The organism is Pseudomonas sp. YeP6b (genome assembly GCF_025642995.1).
Taxonomy (GTDB): Bacteria; Pseudomonadota; Gammaproteobacteria; order Pseudomonadales; family Pseudomonadaceae; genus Aquipseudomonas.
In genome coordinates this window covers 1,333,131-1,348,551 of the sequence record NZ_CP080090.1, presented here as the reverse complement: position 1 = coordinate 1,348,551, position 15,421 = coordinate 1,333,131, and the positions used below count along the sequence as shown (strand labels likewise).

At 60.2% G+C, this 15,421-nt stretch carries 19 protein-coding genes; 7 read left to right on the top strand and 12 right to left on the bottom strand.

Features of this window, described 5'->3' with window-relative positions; all coding sequences use genetic code 11:
* Positions 1 to 57 precede the first annotated feature (57 nt).
* From KZH41_RS06080 to KZH41_RS06070, 3 genes are read right to left on the bottom strand one after another with little or no spacing between them, the layout of a single operon-like run.
* Positions 58 to 678, bottom strand: a complete 621-nt coding sequence (locus KZH41_RS06080) for an SOS response-associated peptidase (RefSeq protein ID WP_094953019.1) — start codon at positions 676 to 678, stop codon at positions 58 to 60.
* A 36-nt stretch (positions 679 to 714) separates the two neighbouring features.
* Positions 715 to 975, bottom strand: coding sequence for a putative signal transducing protein (locus KZH41_RS06075; RefSeq protein ID WP_094953020.1), 261 nt, complete (start codon positions 973 to 975; stop codon positions 715 to 717).
* A gap of 11 nt (positions 976 to 986) precedes the next feature.
* Positions 987 to 1,169, bottom strand: coding sequence for a CPXCG motif-containing cysteine-rich protein (locus KZH41_RS06070; RefSeq protein ID WP_094953021.1), 183 nt, complete (start codon positions 1,167 to 1,169; stop codon positions 987 to 989).
* Between the two features lie 131 nt (positions 1,170 to 1,300).
* Here KZH41_RS06070 and KZH41_RS06065 point away from each other — a divergent pair, with 131 nt between their 5' ends.
* Complete coding sequence (locus KZH41_RS06065) at positions 1,301 to 2,464, top strand: 1-acyl-sn-glycerol-3-phosphate acyltransferase (protein WP_176462995.1); 1,164 nt, start codon at positions 1,301 to 1,303, stop codon at positions 2,462 to 2,464.
* A gap of 122 nt (positions 2,465 to 2,586) precedes the next feature.
* Here the strand turns inward: KZH41_RS06065 and KZH41_RS06060 are convergent, their stop codons facing one another.
* Positions 2,587 to 2,844: a hypothetical protein gene (locus tag KZH41_RS06060; protein WP_094953023.1), complete on the bottom strand. Its 258-nt coding sequence runs from the start codon at positions 2,842 to 2,844 to the stop codon at positions 2,587 to 2,589.
* Between the two features lie 183 nt (positions 2,845 to 3,027).
* On the opposite strand from KZH41_RS06060, the gene KZH41_RS06055 reads away from it, so the two are divergent.
* A complete protein-coding gene (locus tag KZH41_RS06055) occupies positions 3,028 to 3,237 on the top strand; it encodes a hypothetical protein (protein WP_083360107.1) in 210 nt (69 codons plus the stop codon).
* A gap of 59 nt (positions 3,238 to 3,296) precedes the next feature.
* On the opposite strand, the gene KZH41_RS06050 is transcribed toward KZH41_RS06055, so the two are convergent.
* On the bottom strand, positions 3,297 to 3,881 hold the full coding sequence (locus tag KZH41_RS06050) for a YajG family lipoprotein (protein WP_263274521.1): 585 nt from the start codon (positions 3,879 to 3,881) through the stop codon (positions 3,297 to 3,299).
* A gap of 182 nt (positions 3,882 to 4,063) precedes the next feature.
* Here KZH41_RS06050 and KZH41_RS06045 point away from each other — a divergent pair, with 182 nt between their 5' ends.
* Both KZH41_RS06045 and mqo read left to right on the top strand, forming a co-directional pair.
* Positions 4,064 to 4,297 (top strand): hypothetical protein, encoded by a 234-nt coding sequence (locus KZH41_RS06045; protein WP_094953025.1) that lies wholly within the window; start codon positions 4,064 to 4,066, stop codon positions 4,295 to 4,297.
* A gap of 725 nt (positions 4,298 to 5,022) precedes the next feature.
* On the top strand, positions 5,023 to 6,531 hold the full coding sequence (mqo, locus tag KZH41_RS06040; protein ID WP_263274520.1) for a malate dehydrogenase (quinone): 1,509 nt from the start codon (positions 5,023 to 5,025) through the stop codon (positions 6,529 to 6,531).
* A 96-nt stretch (positions 6,532 to 6,627) separates the two neighbouring features.
* Here mqo and KZH41_RS06035 read toward each other — a convergent pair whose 3' ends face one another.
* Together KZH41_RS06035 and KZH41_RS06030 are read right to left on the bottom strand one after the other, a co-directional pair.
* Positions 6,628 to 6,915 (bottom strand): PA4642 family protein, encoded by a 288-nt coding sequence (locus KZH41_RS06035; protein ID WP_094953027.1) that lies wholly within the window; start codon positions 6,913 to 6,915, stop codon positions 6,628 to 6,630.
* Between the two features lie 162 nt (positions 6,916 to 7,077).
* Positions 7,078 to 7,563 carry a hypothetical protein gene (locus KZH41_RS06030; RefSeq protein ID WP_094953028.1) on the bottom strand — a complete coding sequence of 162 codons (486 nt, stop codon included), beginning with the start codon at positions 7,561 to 7,563 and terminating at the stop codon, positions 7,078 to 7,080.
* Positions 7,564 to 7,725: 162 nt separating this feature from the next.
* Between KZH41_RS06030 and KZH41_RS06025 the strand changes: the two genes are divergently transcribed.
* A complete protein-coding gene (locus KZH41_RS06025) occupies positions 7,726 to 8,919 on the top strand; it encodes a M20 aminoacylase family protein (RefSeq protein ID WP_263274519.1) in 1,194 nt (397 codons plus the stop codon).
* Here KZH41_RS06025 and KZH41_RS06020 read toward each other — a convergent pair.
* Together KZH41_RS06020 and KZH41_RS06015 are read right to left on the bottom strand one after the other, a co-directional pair.
* Positions 8,905 to 9,390, bottom strand: a complete 486-nt coding sequence (locus KZH41_RS06020; protein WP_094953030.1) for a WbuC family cupin fold metalloprotein — start codon at positions 9,388 to 9,390, stop codon at positions 8,905 to 8,907. The genes KZH41_RS06025 and KZH41_RS06020 overlap by 15 nt on opposite strands.
* A gap of 3 nt (positions 9,391 to 9,393) precedes the next feature.
* Positions 9,394 to 9,951, bottom strand: coding sequence for a hypoxanthine-guanine phosphoribosyltransferase (locus tag KZH41_RS06015; RefSeq protein ID WP_034102221.1), 558 nt, complete (start codon positions 9,949 to 9,951; stop codon positions 9,394 to 9,396).
* A gap of 164 nt (positions 9,952 to 10,115) precedes the next feature.
* On the opposite strand from KZH41_RS06015, the gene upp reads away from it, so the two are divergent.
* Positions 10,116 to 10,754, top strand: coding sequence for a uracil phosphoribosyltransferase (gene upp, locus KZH41_RS06010; protein WP_017138223.1), 639 nt, complete (start codon positions 10,116 to 10,118; stop codon positions 10,752 to 10,754).
* Positions 10,755 to 10,756: 2 nt separating this feature from the next.
* Positions 10,757 to 12,031: a uracil-xanthine permease family protein gene (locus KZH41_RS06005; protein ID WP_263274518.1), complete on the top strand. Its 1,275-nt coding sequence runs from the start codon at positions 10,757 to 10,759 to the stop codon at positions 12,029 to 12,031.
* A 65-nt stretch (positions 12,032 to 12,096) separates the two neighbouring features.
* Here KZH41_RS06005 and hisC read toward each other — a convergent pair whose 3' ends face one another.
* The 3 genes from hisC to hisG form a co-directional block, all read right to left on the bottom strand.
* Positions 12,097 to 13,149 (bottom strand): histidinol-phosphate transaminase, encoded by a 1,053-nt coding sequence (gene hisC, locus KZH41_RS06000; protein WP_094950442.1) that lies wholly within the window; start codon positions 13,147 to 13,149, stop codon positions 12,097 to 12,099.
* Positions 13,150 to 13,152: 3 nt separating this feature from the next.
* Entirely contained in the window at positions 13,153 to 14,472 is a 1,320-nt protein-coding gene (gene hisD, locus KZH41_RS05995; RefSeq protein WP_094950441.1) for a histidinol dehydrogenase, read from the bottom strand.
* A gap of 127 nt (positions 14,473 to 14,599) precedes the next feature.
* Positions 14,600 to 15,235, bottom strand: a complete 636-nt coding sequence (hisG, locus tag KZH41_RS05990) for an ATP phosphoribosyltransferase (RefSeq protein WP_083360118.1) — start codon at positions 15,233 to 15,235, stop codon at positions 14,600 to 14,602.
* Between the last annotated feature and the right edge of the window lie 186 nt (positions 15,236 to 15,421).

Below are 15,421 nucleotides of genomic sequence, written 5' to 3'. Positions count from 1 at the left end.
GCGTTCACCAGCAGTTGCGTAGATACCTATGCTGCGATGAGGCCCGTGAATCCAACCTCAGCCTGGGGTCAGGCATTCAGGCCCATTGAGCTTCGGATCATTGACCATATTGGCCAGAACCCGCTCGCGCAGCGCAGCCGGCTCACCGGCCAACAACCCCTGCAACACATGCAACGGCGTCTGCGGATTCAGCCAGGCCTCTTGCCCCGCAGCATCGAGGATCAACGGCCGCCGCTGGCTCTGCGCCGCCTGGGTCACCACCGCCGTACTCAGCCACACCTGTTCCTGCACCGGATACGCTTCCCAGATTGCCGCAAAAAACAGCGTCGACCCCTCCCCCGGCGTCAGCCAGTAGGGTCGCTTGCGCTGGGTGCCGCGCCATTCGTAAAAACCGTTGGCCGGCAGCAAGCAGCGGCGCTGGCGGAAGGCTTCGCGGAACATCGGTTGCTCGGCCAGGGTTTCGGCGCGGGCGTGGGCTGGGGTGCGGGAAAGGTCGGTCAGCCAGGGCGGCGTCAGGCCCCAGCGGGCGCGCGCCAGGGTGTGCTGGCCTTCGCTCAAGCGCTGGATCAGCACCGAATCATTCGGGGAGATGTTCCACTGGGCCTGCTGGTCGGCCGGAAAGCCCGGCAAGGCAGCAAACGTAGGGTTCCAGCGAAACAGGGCATAACGTCCACACATGGGGTAACACGACTCTTGGGTAAACCGACCGACAGCCTAACAGACCAATACGTCGGGGAAGCTGTCGGGTTCATCGCCGGGCAGCGGTTGCGCACCGTTGTAAGCGGTAATCAGCTCACGGGCGTAGGCGGCCTGGTCGTTGTCCACTTCCAGCCCGAGCAGGCCGAAAATCGGCAATTCGCCGGTGCCACCGAGCAAATGGCGCCCCACCAGGTGCGCCTCGATGCCTTCGCTGGCGAGCATCTGTTGCAGCAGCTCGCCCTCCATCAGGTTTTCCGGTTCATAGATTCGCTGCATGGGCGTACCTGTCACTCGTTCTCGCTGCGGACCGTGAGCATCCATTCTTCATCGTGTACCTGCAGATCAAAGATAATTGGCCGGCAACACACCGGGCAGTCTTCAATGTATGACTGATCGCCGCCGGAAAGGTCCAGCACGGCCTCGGCCGGTTCACCACAATAAGGACAATCGTACGACTCGGTTTCCAGCATCGCGGTCTCCCAGGTGACTTGTGCGTATAATCGCCGGTCTATTTACAGGGCTATTCACGGCAGAGCCAATATTGCGGCCGCACCCTGATACTTCCTTTACTTACCCTAGCCGTTTCTAACAAGAGAGCATGATGGGCGAATTCGATACCATCCGACCTTACAACGACAGCGAAGTCCCGGCAGTGCTGGCACGTCTGTTCAGTGACAAGGCCTTTCTGGACATCCTGACCCACTTCCGCTTTCCGCGCTTTGCCGGCGCCTTGGGCTGGTTGCTCAAGCCGATGATCGCCCGCAAGCTGCGCCGTGAGTTCGCCGGCGTCACCACCGTGGCAACGCTGCAGGACAAAGTCGAATATTACGTCGACCACACCATTGATCGCGCGACCGACGGCGTCACTTATACCGGCGTCGAGCAGCTCAAGTCCGGCACCGCCTACCTGTTTCTGGCCAACCACCGCGACATCGTGATGGACCCAGCCTTCGTCAACTATGCCGTATACCACGCCGGTCTGCCGACGCCGCGTATCGCTATAGGCGACAACCTGCTGCAAAAGCCGTTTGTCAGCGACCTGATGCGCCTGAACAAGAGCTTTATCGTGCACCGCTCGATCACCGGGCGAAAGGAAAAGATGGCGGCGTATAACCTGCTGTCGGCCTACATCAACCATTCGATCCGCAACGACTGCCAGTCGATCTGGATCGCCCAGGCCGAAGGCCGTGCCAAGGACGGGGATGATCGCACCGAGTCGGCGATCCTCAAGATGTTCCACGTCAGCCGCAAGGACGAGCCGTTTGCCGAGGTGATCCAGTCGTTGAACCTGACGCCGGTGTCGATCAGCTATGAATACGACCCGTGCGACACGGCCAAGGCCCGCGAGCTGTATATCCGCGCCACCACTGGCACCTACAGCAAGGCGCCGGGCGAGGATGATGTGAGCATTGCCTTGGGCATCACCGGCTACAAGGGCCGTGTGCATGTGAACTTTGCGCCGCCGATTACCGAGCGTTTTGAAGACACCAAACTGCTGGCGGTGGAAATGGACCGGCAGATTCTCGGCGGCTATCGCTTGTTCCCGGTGCACTACCTGGCGTACGCGCAGTGGAGCGACGCCGACCCGCAATTGCAGGTGCCGACAGCGGCCGAGGTGTTCCCGGCTGATGAGTTGGCCAAGGCGAAGGCGGAGTGGGAGCGGCGTTTGAACGAGTGCCCAGCTGAGCACCGGCCGTTTCTGGTGGTGCAGTATGCGACGCCAGTGCGTAATCAATATCGGGTTAAAGCGGGCATCCCGCTGTAAACACCGGAACAAAATGTGGGAGCCGGGCTTGCCCGCGATGACGGTGTGTCAGAATCGAATCTATCGACTGACACACTGCTATCGCGGGCAAGCCCGCTCCCACATTTAGTTTTGCAGTGTTTTTACAAACGGGTGCTGAGCCAAGAAGCGACCAGCGCCAGCCCGAGGCAGGCAAACCCGACGCGGTAAGCCAGGCGATGCGCCCGTTCGGTGCGCACATCCAGAAACAACATCGGTTGATCGATCGCGCGCTCTTCGCTTTGCGCGCTCAGGTCAGCCAGTGCGCGTTGCTCGCGCAGGCGGGTAATGAACAGCAGCGCTGCACCCGGGCAGGCTACCAATAAAGCCACAGCATTGATCAGCAGTGCGGGCAGCGCCATCGCAAACCTCAGTGGTACAGTGTTCTGGTATCCATTCAGATACAAACCTGAACGATATTGGCCTCCTGCCGCAGAAACGTTCCATCCCCCATGTACGATCAATGTATCCAGTAATTTACAGCGTCACCTGAACGTCACCTTAACAGGCCACTCTGTTGCCCTTCGAACGTTCGGGAGCTTGTCATGTTGCATGCGCAGAACCAGGATCGGCTGTATCTGATCGCCCAGACCGATGAGCAAGAGGCGCTGGTCGGCGGCTTGGCGTTTAACGTTCAGGATCGCCACTGGCTGGTGTATTGCGCGCTGGGCGGGCACCAGCATGCCGACTTGCCGGAGCTGGACTTGCTCACTGGCGTGAGTGTGCTGGACTTTTATGTCGAAACAGCTGCATGAACGCAACAAGCATAAAAAAGCCGGGCTCATCGCTGAGCCCGGCTTTTTGTTGAACGGTATTACTGCGAGCTGAGCAGTTGACCGATGCTTGGGTCTTTGAACAGGCGCGTCAGGGCGTCGCTCAGGACATCGCTGACCAACTTGGTGTTGGTTTCCTGGTTCGGCGACATACCGAAGCGTTGGTTCAGCGAAGCGCCGTAGCGGCCACTGTAGCGACGGGTACCGGCACTGACGTCGGACTTGAACGTTGCGCCGATGGAGGCTTCAGTCACATACAGGCCATCTTTGGGCGACTGGTATTTCAGCTCGGCCAGGGTGATGGTCAACTGAGGCGCGCCCGGCGAGTTGGCCGGGGTGAAGCCCAGCAGGCGCACGGCGGCTTCAGCCTGGGCTTGCAGCTTGGGCAGCACGTCTTGACCGGTGACCGAAATGAGCGCGGTCTCCGGGTACAGGCCACCGCGCGAACCCAGGGTCGGCGACGGGCGACCATCCACTACACGCACCGACACCGGCTGGCCATGGCCGACAGGCGCCAACCGCGCGGTGACTTTAGGTTGCGGGCTGAGTTGTTGCGGGCTGTTGGCGCAGCCAACCAGGGTCAAACTGGTCACAGTGATCAAACCGAACAACAGGCGTTGCAACATACTCATTTCTCCAGGACTAGATGCAAACAGGCCGCCAGTATAACGGTGCGCACGCGCCACCCACCAGCCATCCTGAACGGCAGCTGAAGGCATGCTGAAATTACAATTTCACATAAATCCGTCATTCCAGTGTCATGGCACACTGGCAACCTTCAAGCATGTAACGTAACAGGTACAAAGCCATGCGCCTTCTCAAGTCATTGTTCATGCCCCGCGCCCGTCATCGCCACTATGCCCTGCTGGACGCCCGCGGCCATTGCCAGGCCTTCAAGCAGTGCAGCTTGCCGCCCGTCGGTGAAGGCTGGGTGGAGGTCGCAGAGACCCACCTGGGCTGGATGCACCGCCCGCTGCCAGCGAGCGCCCGGGTCAGCCCGAAAGTTACGCACGCGCAAACCCGGCATGCGTTGGCCTCCTGACCGAGACACGAATTAAAGTCATAAAACACGCCCATTTCCCTGGCGTTCTTCGCTACAATCTCCCCCCGATTATAAGGACGTCTCCTGATCGGGCCTCGCAGCATCGTTAATGCCTCGGTATTAACCCCCAAATCGCCCACAGAGAGCCGCCCACACAGATCGAGTGAAGCTGGCGCGCTTGCTGTTTTCTTTGCAAACCCACCCGCCTTACCGAATCTGCCAGAGCTGCCATTGCGCTCGGCCACTTGAGTTGTTTGCCCGTTTTGCCGCGTGTCGGCAGAGGTTTGCGGGCCAGGTGCCAGGCTGGGGCAGCCCTTTTTTGAGGTTCACGTCTTCAAAAGAGCGTGAAAAAACGGGTTTTCACAACTTCACAAGAGTGTGGCGAGCAAATGAATAGTTTTGCGTTTGTACAAGCACCATCAGCGTCTGTAACAGCCCAACCACACAGGACCGAGTACTCCTCAAACACCGGAGCTTGAGCCTGTCCGCTACGGATTGGTTGCACAAATCGCACGCGTTGACCATAAGTCGAATTGCCACAGGCGCCCATGAATGCGTTCATAGGCAGATTAGCCCGGCAGGAAGCGTGCGCTGAAATTGCAAAGAATTGCGAAACGGACATGGCGATCCTGGCCATGGGTAACCTGGGGCAACACGTGAACCGCCCCGTCACTCCTGGCAGCCATGCCGTCAATTTGGTGCTGCAGATTTTGGAGACGCGTTAAATGGCGCATAACGAAGCAGTCGACGTAGTTCTGGTAGGGGCCGGCATCATGAGTGCCACCCTGGCCGTACTGCTCAAAGAGCTCGACCCCGGCCTCAAGCTGGAAGTCGTTGAGCTGATGGATTCGGGTGCCGCGGAAAGTTCCAACCCGTGGAACAACGCCGGTACCGGCCACGCCGGGCTGTGTGAGCTGAACTACACACCGCAGGCCGCCGATGGCTCCATCGACATCAAGAAAGCCGTGCACATCAACACCCAGTTCGAGGTGTCGAAGCAGTTCTGGGCGTACCTGACCAAAAAAGGCACCTTTGGCTCGTCCAAATCCTTTATCAGCCCGGTGCCGCACCTGAGCTTCGTGCAGGGCGACAAAGGCGTGTCCTTCCTCAAGAAGCGCTTTGAAACCCTCAGCCAGCACCACGCGTTCTCGGACATGCACTACACCGAAGACCGCAGCGAAATGGCCGAGTGGATGCCGCTGATGATGCCGGGCCGCCCGCTCGACGAAAAAATCGCTGCCACCCGCGTGATGAACGGCACCGACGTCAACTTCGGCGCCCTGACCAACCAACTGCTGTCGCACCTGACCAGCGCACCGGATGCCCAGGTCAAGTACAGCAAGCGCGTCACTGGCCTCAAGCGTAACGGCGCGGGCTGGACCGTGAGCATCAAGGACGTCAACAACGGCAACAGCCGTGAAGTGGACGCAAAGTTCGTGTTCCTCGGCGCCGGTGGCGCGGCCCTGCCGTTGCTGCAAGCCTCGGGCATCGAAGAAAGCAAAGGTTTCGGCGGCTTCCCAGTCAGCGGCCAGTGGCTGCGTTGCGACAACCCAGAAGTGGTCAAGCACCACCAGGCCAAGGTCTACAGCCAGGCCGCCGTGGGTTCGCCGCCGATGTCCGTGCCGCACTTGGACACGCGCGTGGTGGATGGCAAGAAGTCCCTGCTGTTCGGGCCATACGCCGGCTTCACCACCAAGTTCCTCAAGCACGGCTCGTTCCTGGACCTGCCACTGTCAATTCGTGCCGGCAACATCGGCCCGATGCTAGCCGTGGCCCGCGACAACATGGACCTGACCAAATACCTGGTCAGCGAAGTGCGCCAGTCGATGGAGCAACGCCTGGAATCCCTGCGCCGTTTCTACCCCGAGGCGAAAGCCGAAGACTGGCGCCTGGAAGTGGCTGGCCAACGGGTGCAGATCATCAAGAAAGACCCGAAAAAAGGCGGTGTGCTGCAATTCGGCACCGAGCTGGTTGCGGCCAAAGACGGCTCGCTGGCGGCGTTGTTGGGCGCATCCCCGGGCGCTTCGGTGACCGTCTCGATCATGTTGGAACTGATCGAGCGTTGCTTCCCAGAGAAGACGGCCGGTGAGTGGGCAGCCAAGCTGCACGAGATCTTCCCGGCCCGGGAGAAAATCCTCGAGACTGACGCCGAGCTGTACCGCAAGATCAATACGCAGAACAACATCAGCCTGGAACTGGTTGAGCAAAGCAACGAAGCCGAAAGCTACGCTTGAGGACCTAACGCAGAGCGTCACAGGATGCATTCCTACGCAAAGCGTGGGAACCATCAGAAAAACGCCCCTCGGGGCGTTTTTTTATGTCTCGGATAATCAGCTGCGAGCGTTGTCGATCAGCGCGATGTACTCGGCAGCGTTGCGCTGGTCCTTGATCAACTCGACGAACGTCTGGCCATGCTCGTCCTTGCCGTCCAGATCCAGGCCTGCTTGCTTGAAAAAGCCCAGGAAGCGCTCGAAGTCGTCGATACGCAGGCCGCGGTAGGCCTTGATCAGTTTGTGCAGGGACGGTGAAGTCGCATCAACCGGCTCGAAGTCCAGGAACAACTTGATCTGGTCGTCGCCGATCTCGTCACCAATCACCTGTTTCTTATCTTTACGCATTACCGACTCCAGCCTGCAGACATTTACACGGGAGAGGAAGTCTACCTGCCAGACACCACCTTCGAAAACAACCAAACACTCATGTGGACGCTGGCTTGCCATCGCAGGCAAGCCAGCGTCCACATTGACTGCATTCACATGGATGAGCGTGTGCCGGCTTAATTACTTTGCGCGAACGGCGCCGGTGTGCAGGTCCGCCCAGATATGCCCGTTGGCATAACTGAGGAACTGCACATACACCGTGTCATTGCGCAGCAGGTCGACAATCACGCGGTACTGCGCCAGTGGGTAGGACAAGGTCAGGGTTTTGCTGGTGTCATCGAACACCGGTTTTTTCAGGCTTTTGCTTTCAGCATCAAAATTGAGCACCACCTGGCTGATGGTCGCGCCTTTGTTCAAGGACTTGCCCTTGAGGCGGATCATCAACGGCGACGTCACCGGGATCGGCTGCTGGGTCGATTGCCGCTGGTTGCCCACCACCACCGCGTACTCGGTGACTTGCAGCAGTTGCTGCTGGTCAGGGATGTCGGCGCGCAGGGTGAGGTCGTCCGGCGGCAGGAATTGGCTGTGCATCGGCGCGGGGGCCGCCGCGAGGGGCAGGCTGAGGGTCAGCGCCAGGGCGGCGCAGCTGCAAATCAACGCTCTCATTTACACCTCCAAAGGGGCAGCCATGCTAGCACGCAGATCACGCATAAACGGCCGAGATACCCCCTGACACCTCTGGTTGCATTGAATCAAGCCACCATGGTTGAAAGAACGCCTGAACGCTGTAGATTTTCCAGCTCAATCAAAATAACAAGAGTCCCGCCCATGACCACCCATCCTGTTGACGCCATCCAGGCCCATCTTCAAGCACTTACCGCCTTGAGGCGCGATCTCCACGCCCATCCAGAGCTGGGTTTCGATGAGCACCGTACCAGCGCAATTGTTGCTGACTTTCTTCAACAGCAAGGTATCAAAGTCCATCGAGGGCTGGCCGGCACCGGGGTTATCGGCATCATTGAAGGCGCACAACCCGGCGGGAGCATGGGCCTGCGTGCCGACATGGACTGCCTGCCCATGGTCGAAGCCAATGATTTCGCGCACCGTTCCATCCACCCAGGCCTGATGCACGGCTGCGGGCACGACGGGCATACGGTGATGTTGCTGGCGGCGGCGCGCTATCTGGCGCAGACACGCCGGTTCAGTGGCAAAGTGATCGTGATCTTCCAGCCCGCCGAAGAAGGCGGCGGCGGCGCCAAAGTGATGATTGAACAAGGGCTGTTCAAACAATTCCCAATGGATTCGGTGTATGCACTGCACAACAACCCCGACTACCCCGCCGGGGTCATCGCCGTGCAGCCGGGGCCGGTGGAAGCGGCGGCCGACAGCTTTGAAATTATCGTCACCGGCCTTGGCGGCCACGCGGCGATCCCTCACGCGGCAATCGACCCGGTACTGGCTGCCAGCCATATCGTTGTTGCATTGCAAAGCATCGTCAGTCGCAACCTGCACCCACTCGAGTCCGGTGTAGTGACGGTGGCCAGCCTGCAAACCAGTCAACTTAACGCTAACAACGTTATCCCCGCCCACGTGAAGATGATCGGAACCGCGCGTAGTTTTACCAGCGCCAATCGAGACCTCCTGGAACGGCGCATCGGTGAAATCGCCCAGGGTGTTGCAACCGCGTTTGGCGCCACCGCCAGCTATGACTATCAGCGAGGTTATCCCGCAACCGTCAATCACACTGAGCAGGCGCTGTTTGCCGCTGAGGTTGCACGAAGCCTGGTTGGCGAAGCCAACGTGAGGTGCAACGAACCACTCACCATGGGCGCCGAAGATTTCTCATACATGCTGCAGGAGCGGCCGGGCGCCTATATTTATCTCGGCCAGGGTGGCTCGCCAAGCGAAGGGGTCGGTCATTGCCAACTGCACAATGACCGTTATGACTTCAATGACAGCGTTATTCCACTGGGCGCCGGCCTGTTGGCCTCACTGGTCGAACAAGGGCTACCGTTGAGCTGAAACCCAATCAAATTGTGAACGCATCCATGCCTGATAGCGTTCCACCTCGGCATCGCCTTCGCGGGGTGCCCAGTCAGCCAACTCGCCCTCGCCTACCGGGCGATACGGCCCGGCTTTGCACTCGAACATCACGCTGTCGGGCTCCAGCACCACCAAGCCATGAAACACGCCGGGGGGCAGGTCAACGCCCGAGCATTCACCGCCCGCCTGCATCACGCGCTTGGCGATGACCTCGCCGGTGTCGCTGAACACCAACACGCCCAGGCTGCCCTTGAGCACCAGCAGGGTTTCCGCCTTGTCCGCGCTCAGGTGCCGATGCGGCGGCACATAGGTGTCAAGTTGCAGGCCAACGGCCAGGCGATGGCACGGCTCTTCCATCTGATGAAAGTTGTGGTGGTGCCGACCACGGGGGCTGGCGGCCGCTTTCTCGGCCAATTCGGTGAACAGGGACTGATCAAGAAAGCGGGCCATGGGTTACATTCCTTTAACGGCGAAGATCCCATTGGCGTTACGCCAGTAGCCTTTGTAGTCCATGCCGTAACCGAAGATGTAGCGGTCGATGCACGGCAGGCCGACGTAATCAGCTTTCAGGTCCGGGCGAGCCTTGCGGTCGTGGTCTTTGTCGATCAGCACGGCGGTGTGCACTTTGCGCGCGCCGGCGTGTTTGCAGAAGTCGATGATCGCGCCCAGGGTGTGACCTTCATCGAGGATGTCGTCGATGATCAGCACGTCGCGGTCGATGAACGAGACTTCCGGCTTGGCTTTCCAGAACAGGTCGCCGCCGGTGGTTTCGTTGCGATAACGGGTGGCGTGCAGGTAGGAGGCTTCCAGCGGGAACTGCAGGTGAGTCAGCAATTTACCGGCGAAGATCAGGCCACCGTTCATCACGCAAAAGACCACCGGGTTGGTGTCGGCCATTTCGCGTGTGATGTGAGCGCCGACCTTGGCGATTGCCTCTTCGACTTGCGCTTCGGTGTACAGGCAGTCAGCCTCGCGCATGATTTGACGGATATGCTCGAGATCAGCAGACATGGCGCTCTCCAAGGGGGTGCTGTGGCAAGAAAAGCGGGCAAAGGTACGCATGTGAGGCGCAACGATCAAGCCTTAATGGACTAACGTACTAGATGTCTATAGGACAACACCCTCGGATAGATTAATCTAGGCCGGTTTTTTTGCCCGCCGCCGGAGCTTTTCCCATGCCCACTCGCGAGATCCGCCACCCGCTGATCAGACACAAACTCGGCCTTATGCGCCGTGCCGACATTAGCACGAAGAACTTCCGTGAGCTTGCTCAGGAAGTCGGAGCGCTGCTCACTTACGAAGCTACCAAAGATTTGCCTCTGGAAACCTACGAGATCCCCGGTTGGGCCGGTCCCGTCCAGGTGGAGAAAATCGCCGGTAAGAAAATCACGGTGGTGCCGATCCTGCGCGCCGGCATCGGCATGCTCGAAGGCGTACTCAGCCTGATCCCGGGCGCCAAAGTCAGCGCCGTCGGCGTGGCCCGCAACGAGGAAACATTGCAGGCGCACACCTACCTGGAAAAACTCGTCCCGGAAATCAACGAGCGCTTGGCGATGATCATCGACCCGATGCTCGCCACCGGCAGCTCCATGGTTGCCACCATCGACTTGCTGAAAAAGGCCGGTTGCAAGGACATCCGCGCCATGGTGTTGGTGGCTGCGCCCGAAGGCATTGCTGCCGTCGAGAAGGCCCACCCGGACGTGCAGATCTACACCGCGTCGATTGATGAGCGCCTGAACGAACACGGCTACATCATCCCAGGCCTGGGCGATGCCGGTGACAAGATCTTCGGCACCAAGCAGAAGGACGCGTGAGCATGCAGGATGAATTCAACGACCCGCTTTGGCGCCAGATCCTGTCTGGCGCACAGATGCTCTTCGTAGCATTTGGTGCGCTGGTGTTGATGCCGCTGATCACAGGCCTCGATCCAAACGTCGCCCTGTTTACCGCAGGCTTGGGGACCTTGTTGTTCCAAGTGGTCACCGGCCGCCAAGTGCCGGTGTTCCTGGCGTCGAGCTTTGCGTTTATCACCCCGATCATTCTCGCCAAGCAGCAGTTCGGCCTGGCGGCGACGATGGGCGGGGTGATGGCGGCCGGTTTCGTTTATACGTTCCTGGGCGCTGCGGTGAAGATCAAGGGCACCGGTTTCATCGACCGGCTGCTGCCACCTGTGGTGATCGGGCCGGTGATTATTTCCATCGGCCTGGCCATGGCGTCGATCGCCGCGAACATGGCGATGGGTAAAGGCGGCGACGGTGCCGAACTGATCCCCTACAAGACAGCCATGCTGATCTCGATGCCGGCGCTGCTCACCACGTTGATCGTGGCGGTATTCGGCAGAGGCATTTTCCGCCTGGTGCCGATTATCTCCGGCGTACTGGTGGGTTTCGCCATGGCGTTCTACTTCGGCGTGGTGGACACCGCGAAGATCGCCGCCGCACCGTGGTTCGCCCTGCCCCACTTTACCGCGCCGGAATTCAACTGGCAGGCGATCCTGTTTATCCTCCCGGTGGCCCTGGCCCCGGCGATCGAACACATCGGCGGTGTAATTGCGGTGGGTAGCGTGACTGGTCGCGACTACCTGAAGAAGCCCGGCCTGCATCGCACCCTGCTCGGTGACGGCATTGCCACCACGGCTGCTGGGCTGCTTGGCGGCCCGCCGAACACCACCTACGCCGAAGTGACCGGCGCGGTGATGCTGACCAAGAACTACAACCCGAAAATCATGACCTGGGCGGCAGTGTTTGCCATCAGCCTGGCGTTTATCGGCAAGTTCGGGGCGCTGCTGCAGAGCATCCCGGTGCCGGTGATGGGCGGGATTCTGTGCTTGCTGTTCGGCTCGATTGCCGCTGTGGGCATGAACACGCTGATCCGCCACAAGATCGACCTGGGAGAGGCGCGCAATCTGGTGATTGTGTCGGTGACGTTGGTGTTCGGGATTGGCGGTGTGCTGGTGGGTACGGGCACCGGCCCGGATGATTTCGGCCTCAAGGGCATCGCCCTGTGCGCGGTGGTAGCGATTGGTTTGAACCTGCTGCTGCCGGGTAATGATGGTTGGAAAAACAAGAAGCCGGATGAGCCGCTGCTCTAACTGACCCAACGCAAATAAGTGTGGGAGCTGGCCTGCCAGCTCCCACACTTGTTTTTCAGCGCAGGTTAAAGCTCCCCGAGCCCATCAATCAGCGCCTGGTTCTGCTCTGGCGTACCAATGCTGATCCGCAGGAACTGGGCAATCCGCGCCTGCTTGAAGTGCCGCACGATCACACCCTGCTCACGCAACTTGGCTGCCAACCCGGCGGCATCGTGCTGCGGGTGACGGGCAAAGATGAAGTTGGCCGCCGACGGCAACACTTCAAAGCCTTTACCCTCCAGCTGTGCGACCAGCTTGTTACGGCTGTCGATCACCAGCTTGCACGTCTTCTCGAAATATTCACGGTCCTCGAACGCCGCTGCCGCGCCGACAATCGCCAGACGGTCCAACGGATAGGAGTTAAAGCTGTTCTTGACCCGCTCCAGCGCCTCGATCAGGTCTGGGTGACCCACCGCCAGGCCCACACGCAAACCGGCCAGTGAGCGCGATTTGGACAGGGTCTGAGTCACCAGCAGGTTCGGGTAACGGTCCACCAGGCTGATAGCGGTTTCACCGCCGAAGTCGATATAGGCTTCATCGACCACCACCACTGAATCCGGGCTGGCCTTGAGGATCTGCTCCACGGCGTCCAACGCCAGCACACAGCCGGTGGGCGCGTTCGGGTTGGGGAGGATGATCCCGCCGTTAGGCTTGGCGTAGTCCGCCACACGGATCTGGAACTGCTCATCCAGCGGCACCGGGTCGGACGTGATGCCGTAGAGGCCACAATAAACCGGGTAGAAGCTGTAGCTGATGTCCGGAAACAGCAGCGGCAAGTCGTGCTGGAACAGGCCGTGGAAAATGTGCGCCAGGACCTCATCGGAACCGTTGCCGAGGAAGACCTTGCCAGCGTCGATAGCGTAATACTTGGCCACGGCCTGCTTGAGCAGGTCACTGTTGGGGTCCGGGTACAGGCGCAAGTTGTCGTTCAACTCGGCCTGCATCGCCGCGAGCGCCTTGGGCGACGGGCCGTAGGGGTTCTCGTTGGTGTTGAGCTTGACCAACTTGGTCAGCTTCGGCTGCTCGCCGGGCACGTAAGGCACGAGGTCCTTGACGAAGGGGCTCCAGAATTTGCTCATGTCTTATTTCCCCTCTTCAAGGATGCGGTATTCGGCGCTGCGAGCGTGGGCGCTCAGCGATTCACCACGGGCCAGCACCGAAGCGGTCTTGCCCAGTTCGGAAGCGCCTTGTGGCGAGCAGAAGATGATCGACGAACGCTTCTGGAAGTCATACACCCCCAGAGGCGACGAGAACCGCGCGGTGCCGGAGGTCGGCAACACGTGGTTGGGGCCGGCGCAGTAGTCGCCCAGGGCTTCGCTGGTGTGGCGGCCCATGAAGATCGCACCCGCGTGGCGAATCGACGGCAGCCAGGCTTGTGGGTCGGCAACGGACAATTCCAAGTGCTCCGGCGCGATACGGTTGGCCACTTCGATGGCCTGTTCCATGTCACGCACCAGAATCAGCGCACCACGGCCATTGATCGACTTTTCGATGATCTCGGCGCGGTCCATGGTCGGCAGCAACTTGTTGATGCTGGCGGCGACCTTGTCGAGGAACGCGGCGTCAGGGCTGACCAAGATCGCCTGGGCGTCTTCGTCGTGCTCGGCCTGGGAGAACAGGTCCATGGCGATCCAGTCCGGGTCGGTCTGGCCGTCACACACCACGAGGATTTCCGAGGGGCCGGCGATCATGTCGATGCCGACCTGGCCAAACACGTGGCGCTTGGCGGTGGCTACATAGATATTGCCGGGGCCAACCACTTTGTCGACCTTCGGCACGCTCTCGGTGCCATAGGCCAGGGCCGCGACAGCTTGAGCGCCGCCGATGGTGAACACGCGGTCCACACCGGCAATGCACGCGGCCGCCAGCACCAGCTCGTTGATTTCACCGCGCGGGGTTGGCACCACCATGACCACTTCGGTCACGCCCGCCACCTTGGCCGGGATCGCGTTCATCAGCACCGACGATGGGTAAGAGGCTTTACCGCCGGGCACGTACAGCCCAGCACGGTCCAGCGGCGTAACCTTCTGGCCCAGCACCGTGCCGTCGGCCTCGGTGTAGCTCCAGGAATCCTGCTTCTGTTTTTCGTGGTAGCTGCGCACCCGTGCTGCCGCGACTTCAAGGGCTTCACGCTGTGGCGCAGTGATGCGCGTCAAAGCCAGCTCCAGACGCTCGCGCGGCAGGATCAGGTCTGACATGGACGCCACGTCGAGGCCATCGAACTGGCGAGTGAAATCCACCAGCGCCGCATCGCCGCGCTCGCGCACGGCCTTGATGATGTCGAGCACCCGCTGGTTGACCGAGTCGTCGGACACGCTTTCCCAGCTCAGCAGATGATCCAGATGATGGGCGAAATCCGGGTCGGCAGCGTTGAGTCGGGCAATTGCAGTGGACGTGGTCATAGCGAGGGCCTCATAGGATTGGCAAAAATACTCAGGCGCCGAAAGTTAGCAGTCGATCCGCTTGGGCACCTGAGAATTCTGGCTATGAGGCGGATAGACGGGCGCGGCCTAGGGCCGCGCAGGTGAGTCAACCGCGGTGTCGAGACTCCACTGCCTTGCGCAGGGTGTCGATCAACGCCTGGATTCGGGCGTGTTGCATCTTCATTGAAGCTTTGTTGACGACCAGACGGGAGCTGATGTCGGCAATAAAATCTTGGGGTTCGAGACCGTTGGCACGCAGGGTGTTGCCGGTGTCGACCACGTCGATGATCTTGTCGGCCAGGCCGATCAGCGGGGCCAGTTCCATCGAGCCGTAGAGCTTGATGATGTCGACCTGACGGCCCTGCTCGGCGTAGTAACGCTTGGCGACGTTGACGAACTTGGTTGCCACGCGCAGGCGGCCCTTAGGTTCGACGTCACCGACGCGGCCGGCGGTCATCAACTTGCACAGGGCGATACGCAGGTCCAGCGGCTCGTACAGGCCTTGGCCGCCGTATTCCATCAGCACGTCTTTACCGGCCACACCGAGGTCGGCCGCGCCATGTTCAACGTAAGTCGGCACGTCGGTAGCCCGAACGATCAGCAGGCGAACGTCGTCCTGGGTCGTAGGGATGATCAGCTTGCGGCTCTTGTCCGGATTCTCGGTCGGCACGATGCCCGCTTCAGCCAGAAGCGGCAAAGTGTCGTCAAGGATGCGGCCCTTGGACAGTGCGATGGTCAACATGGGAAACGTCAGTCCTTCATCAGGCTATTGCTGTCCGGTCGCAAACGGCGCCAGACACAGATCGAGGCCATTACAGCCTCGATTTGAAACAAACCATTTAACAACAAACACCTTCCTGTGGCGAGGGAGCTTGCTCCCGTTGGGTCGCAAAGCGGCCCCCAAGAGCGGGACTGCTGCGCAGCCCAG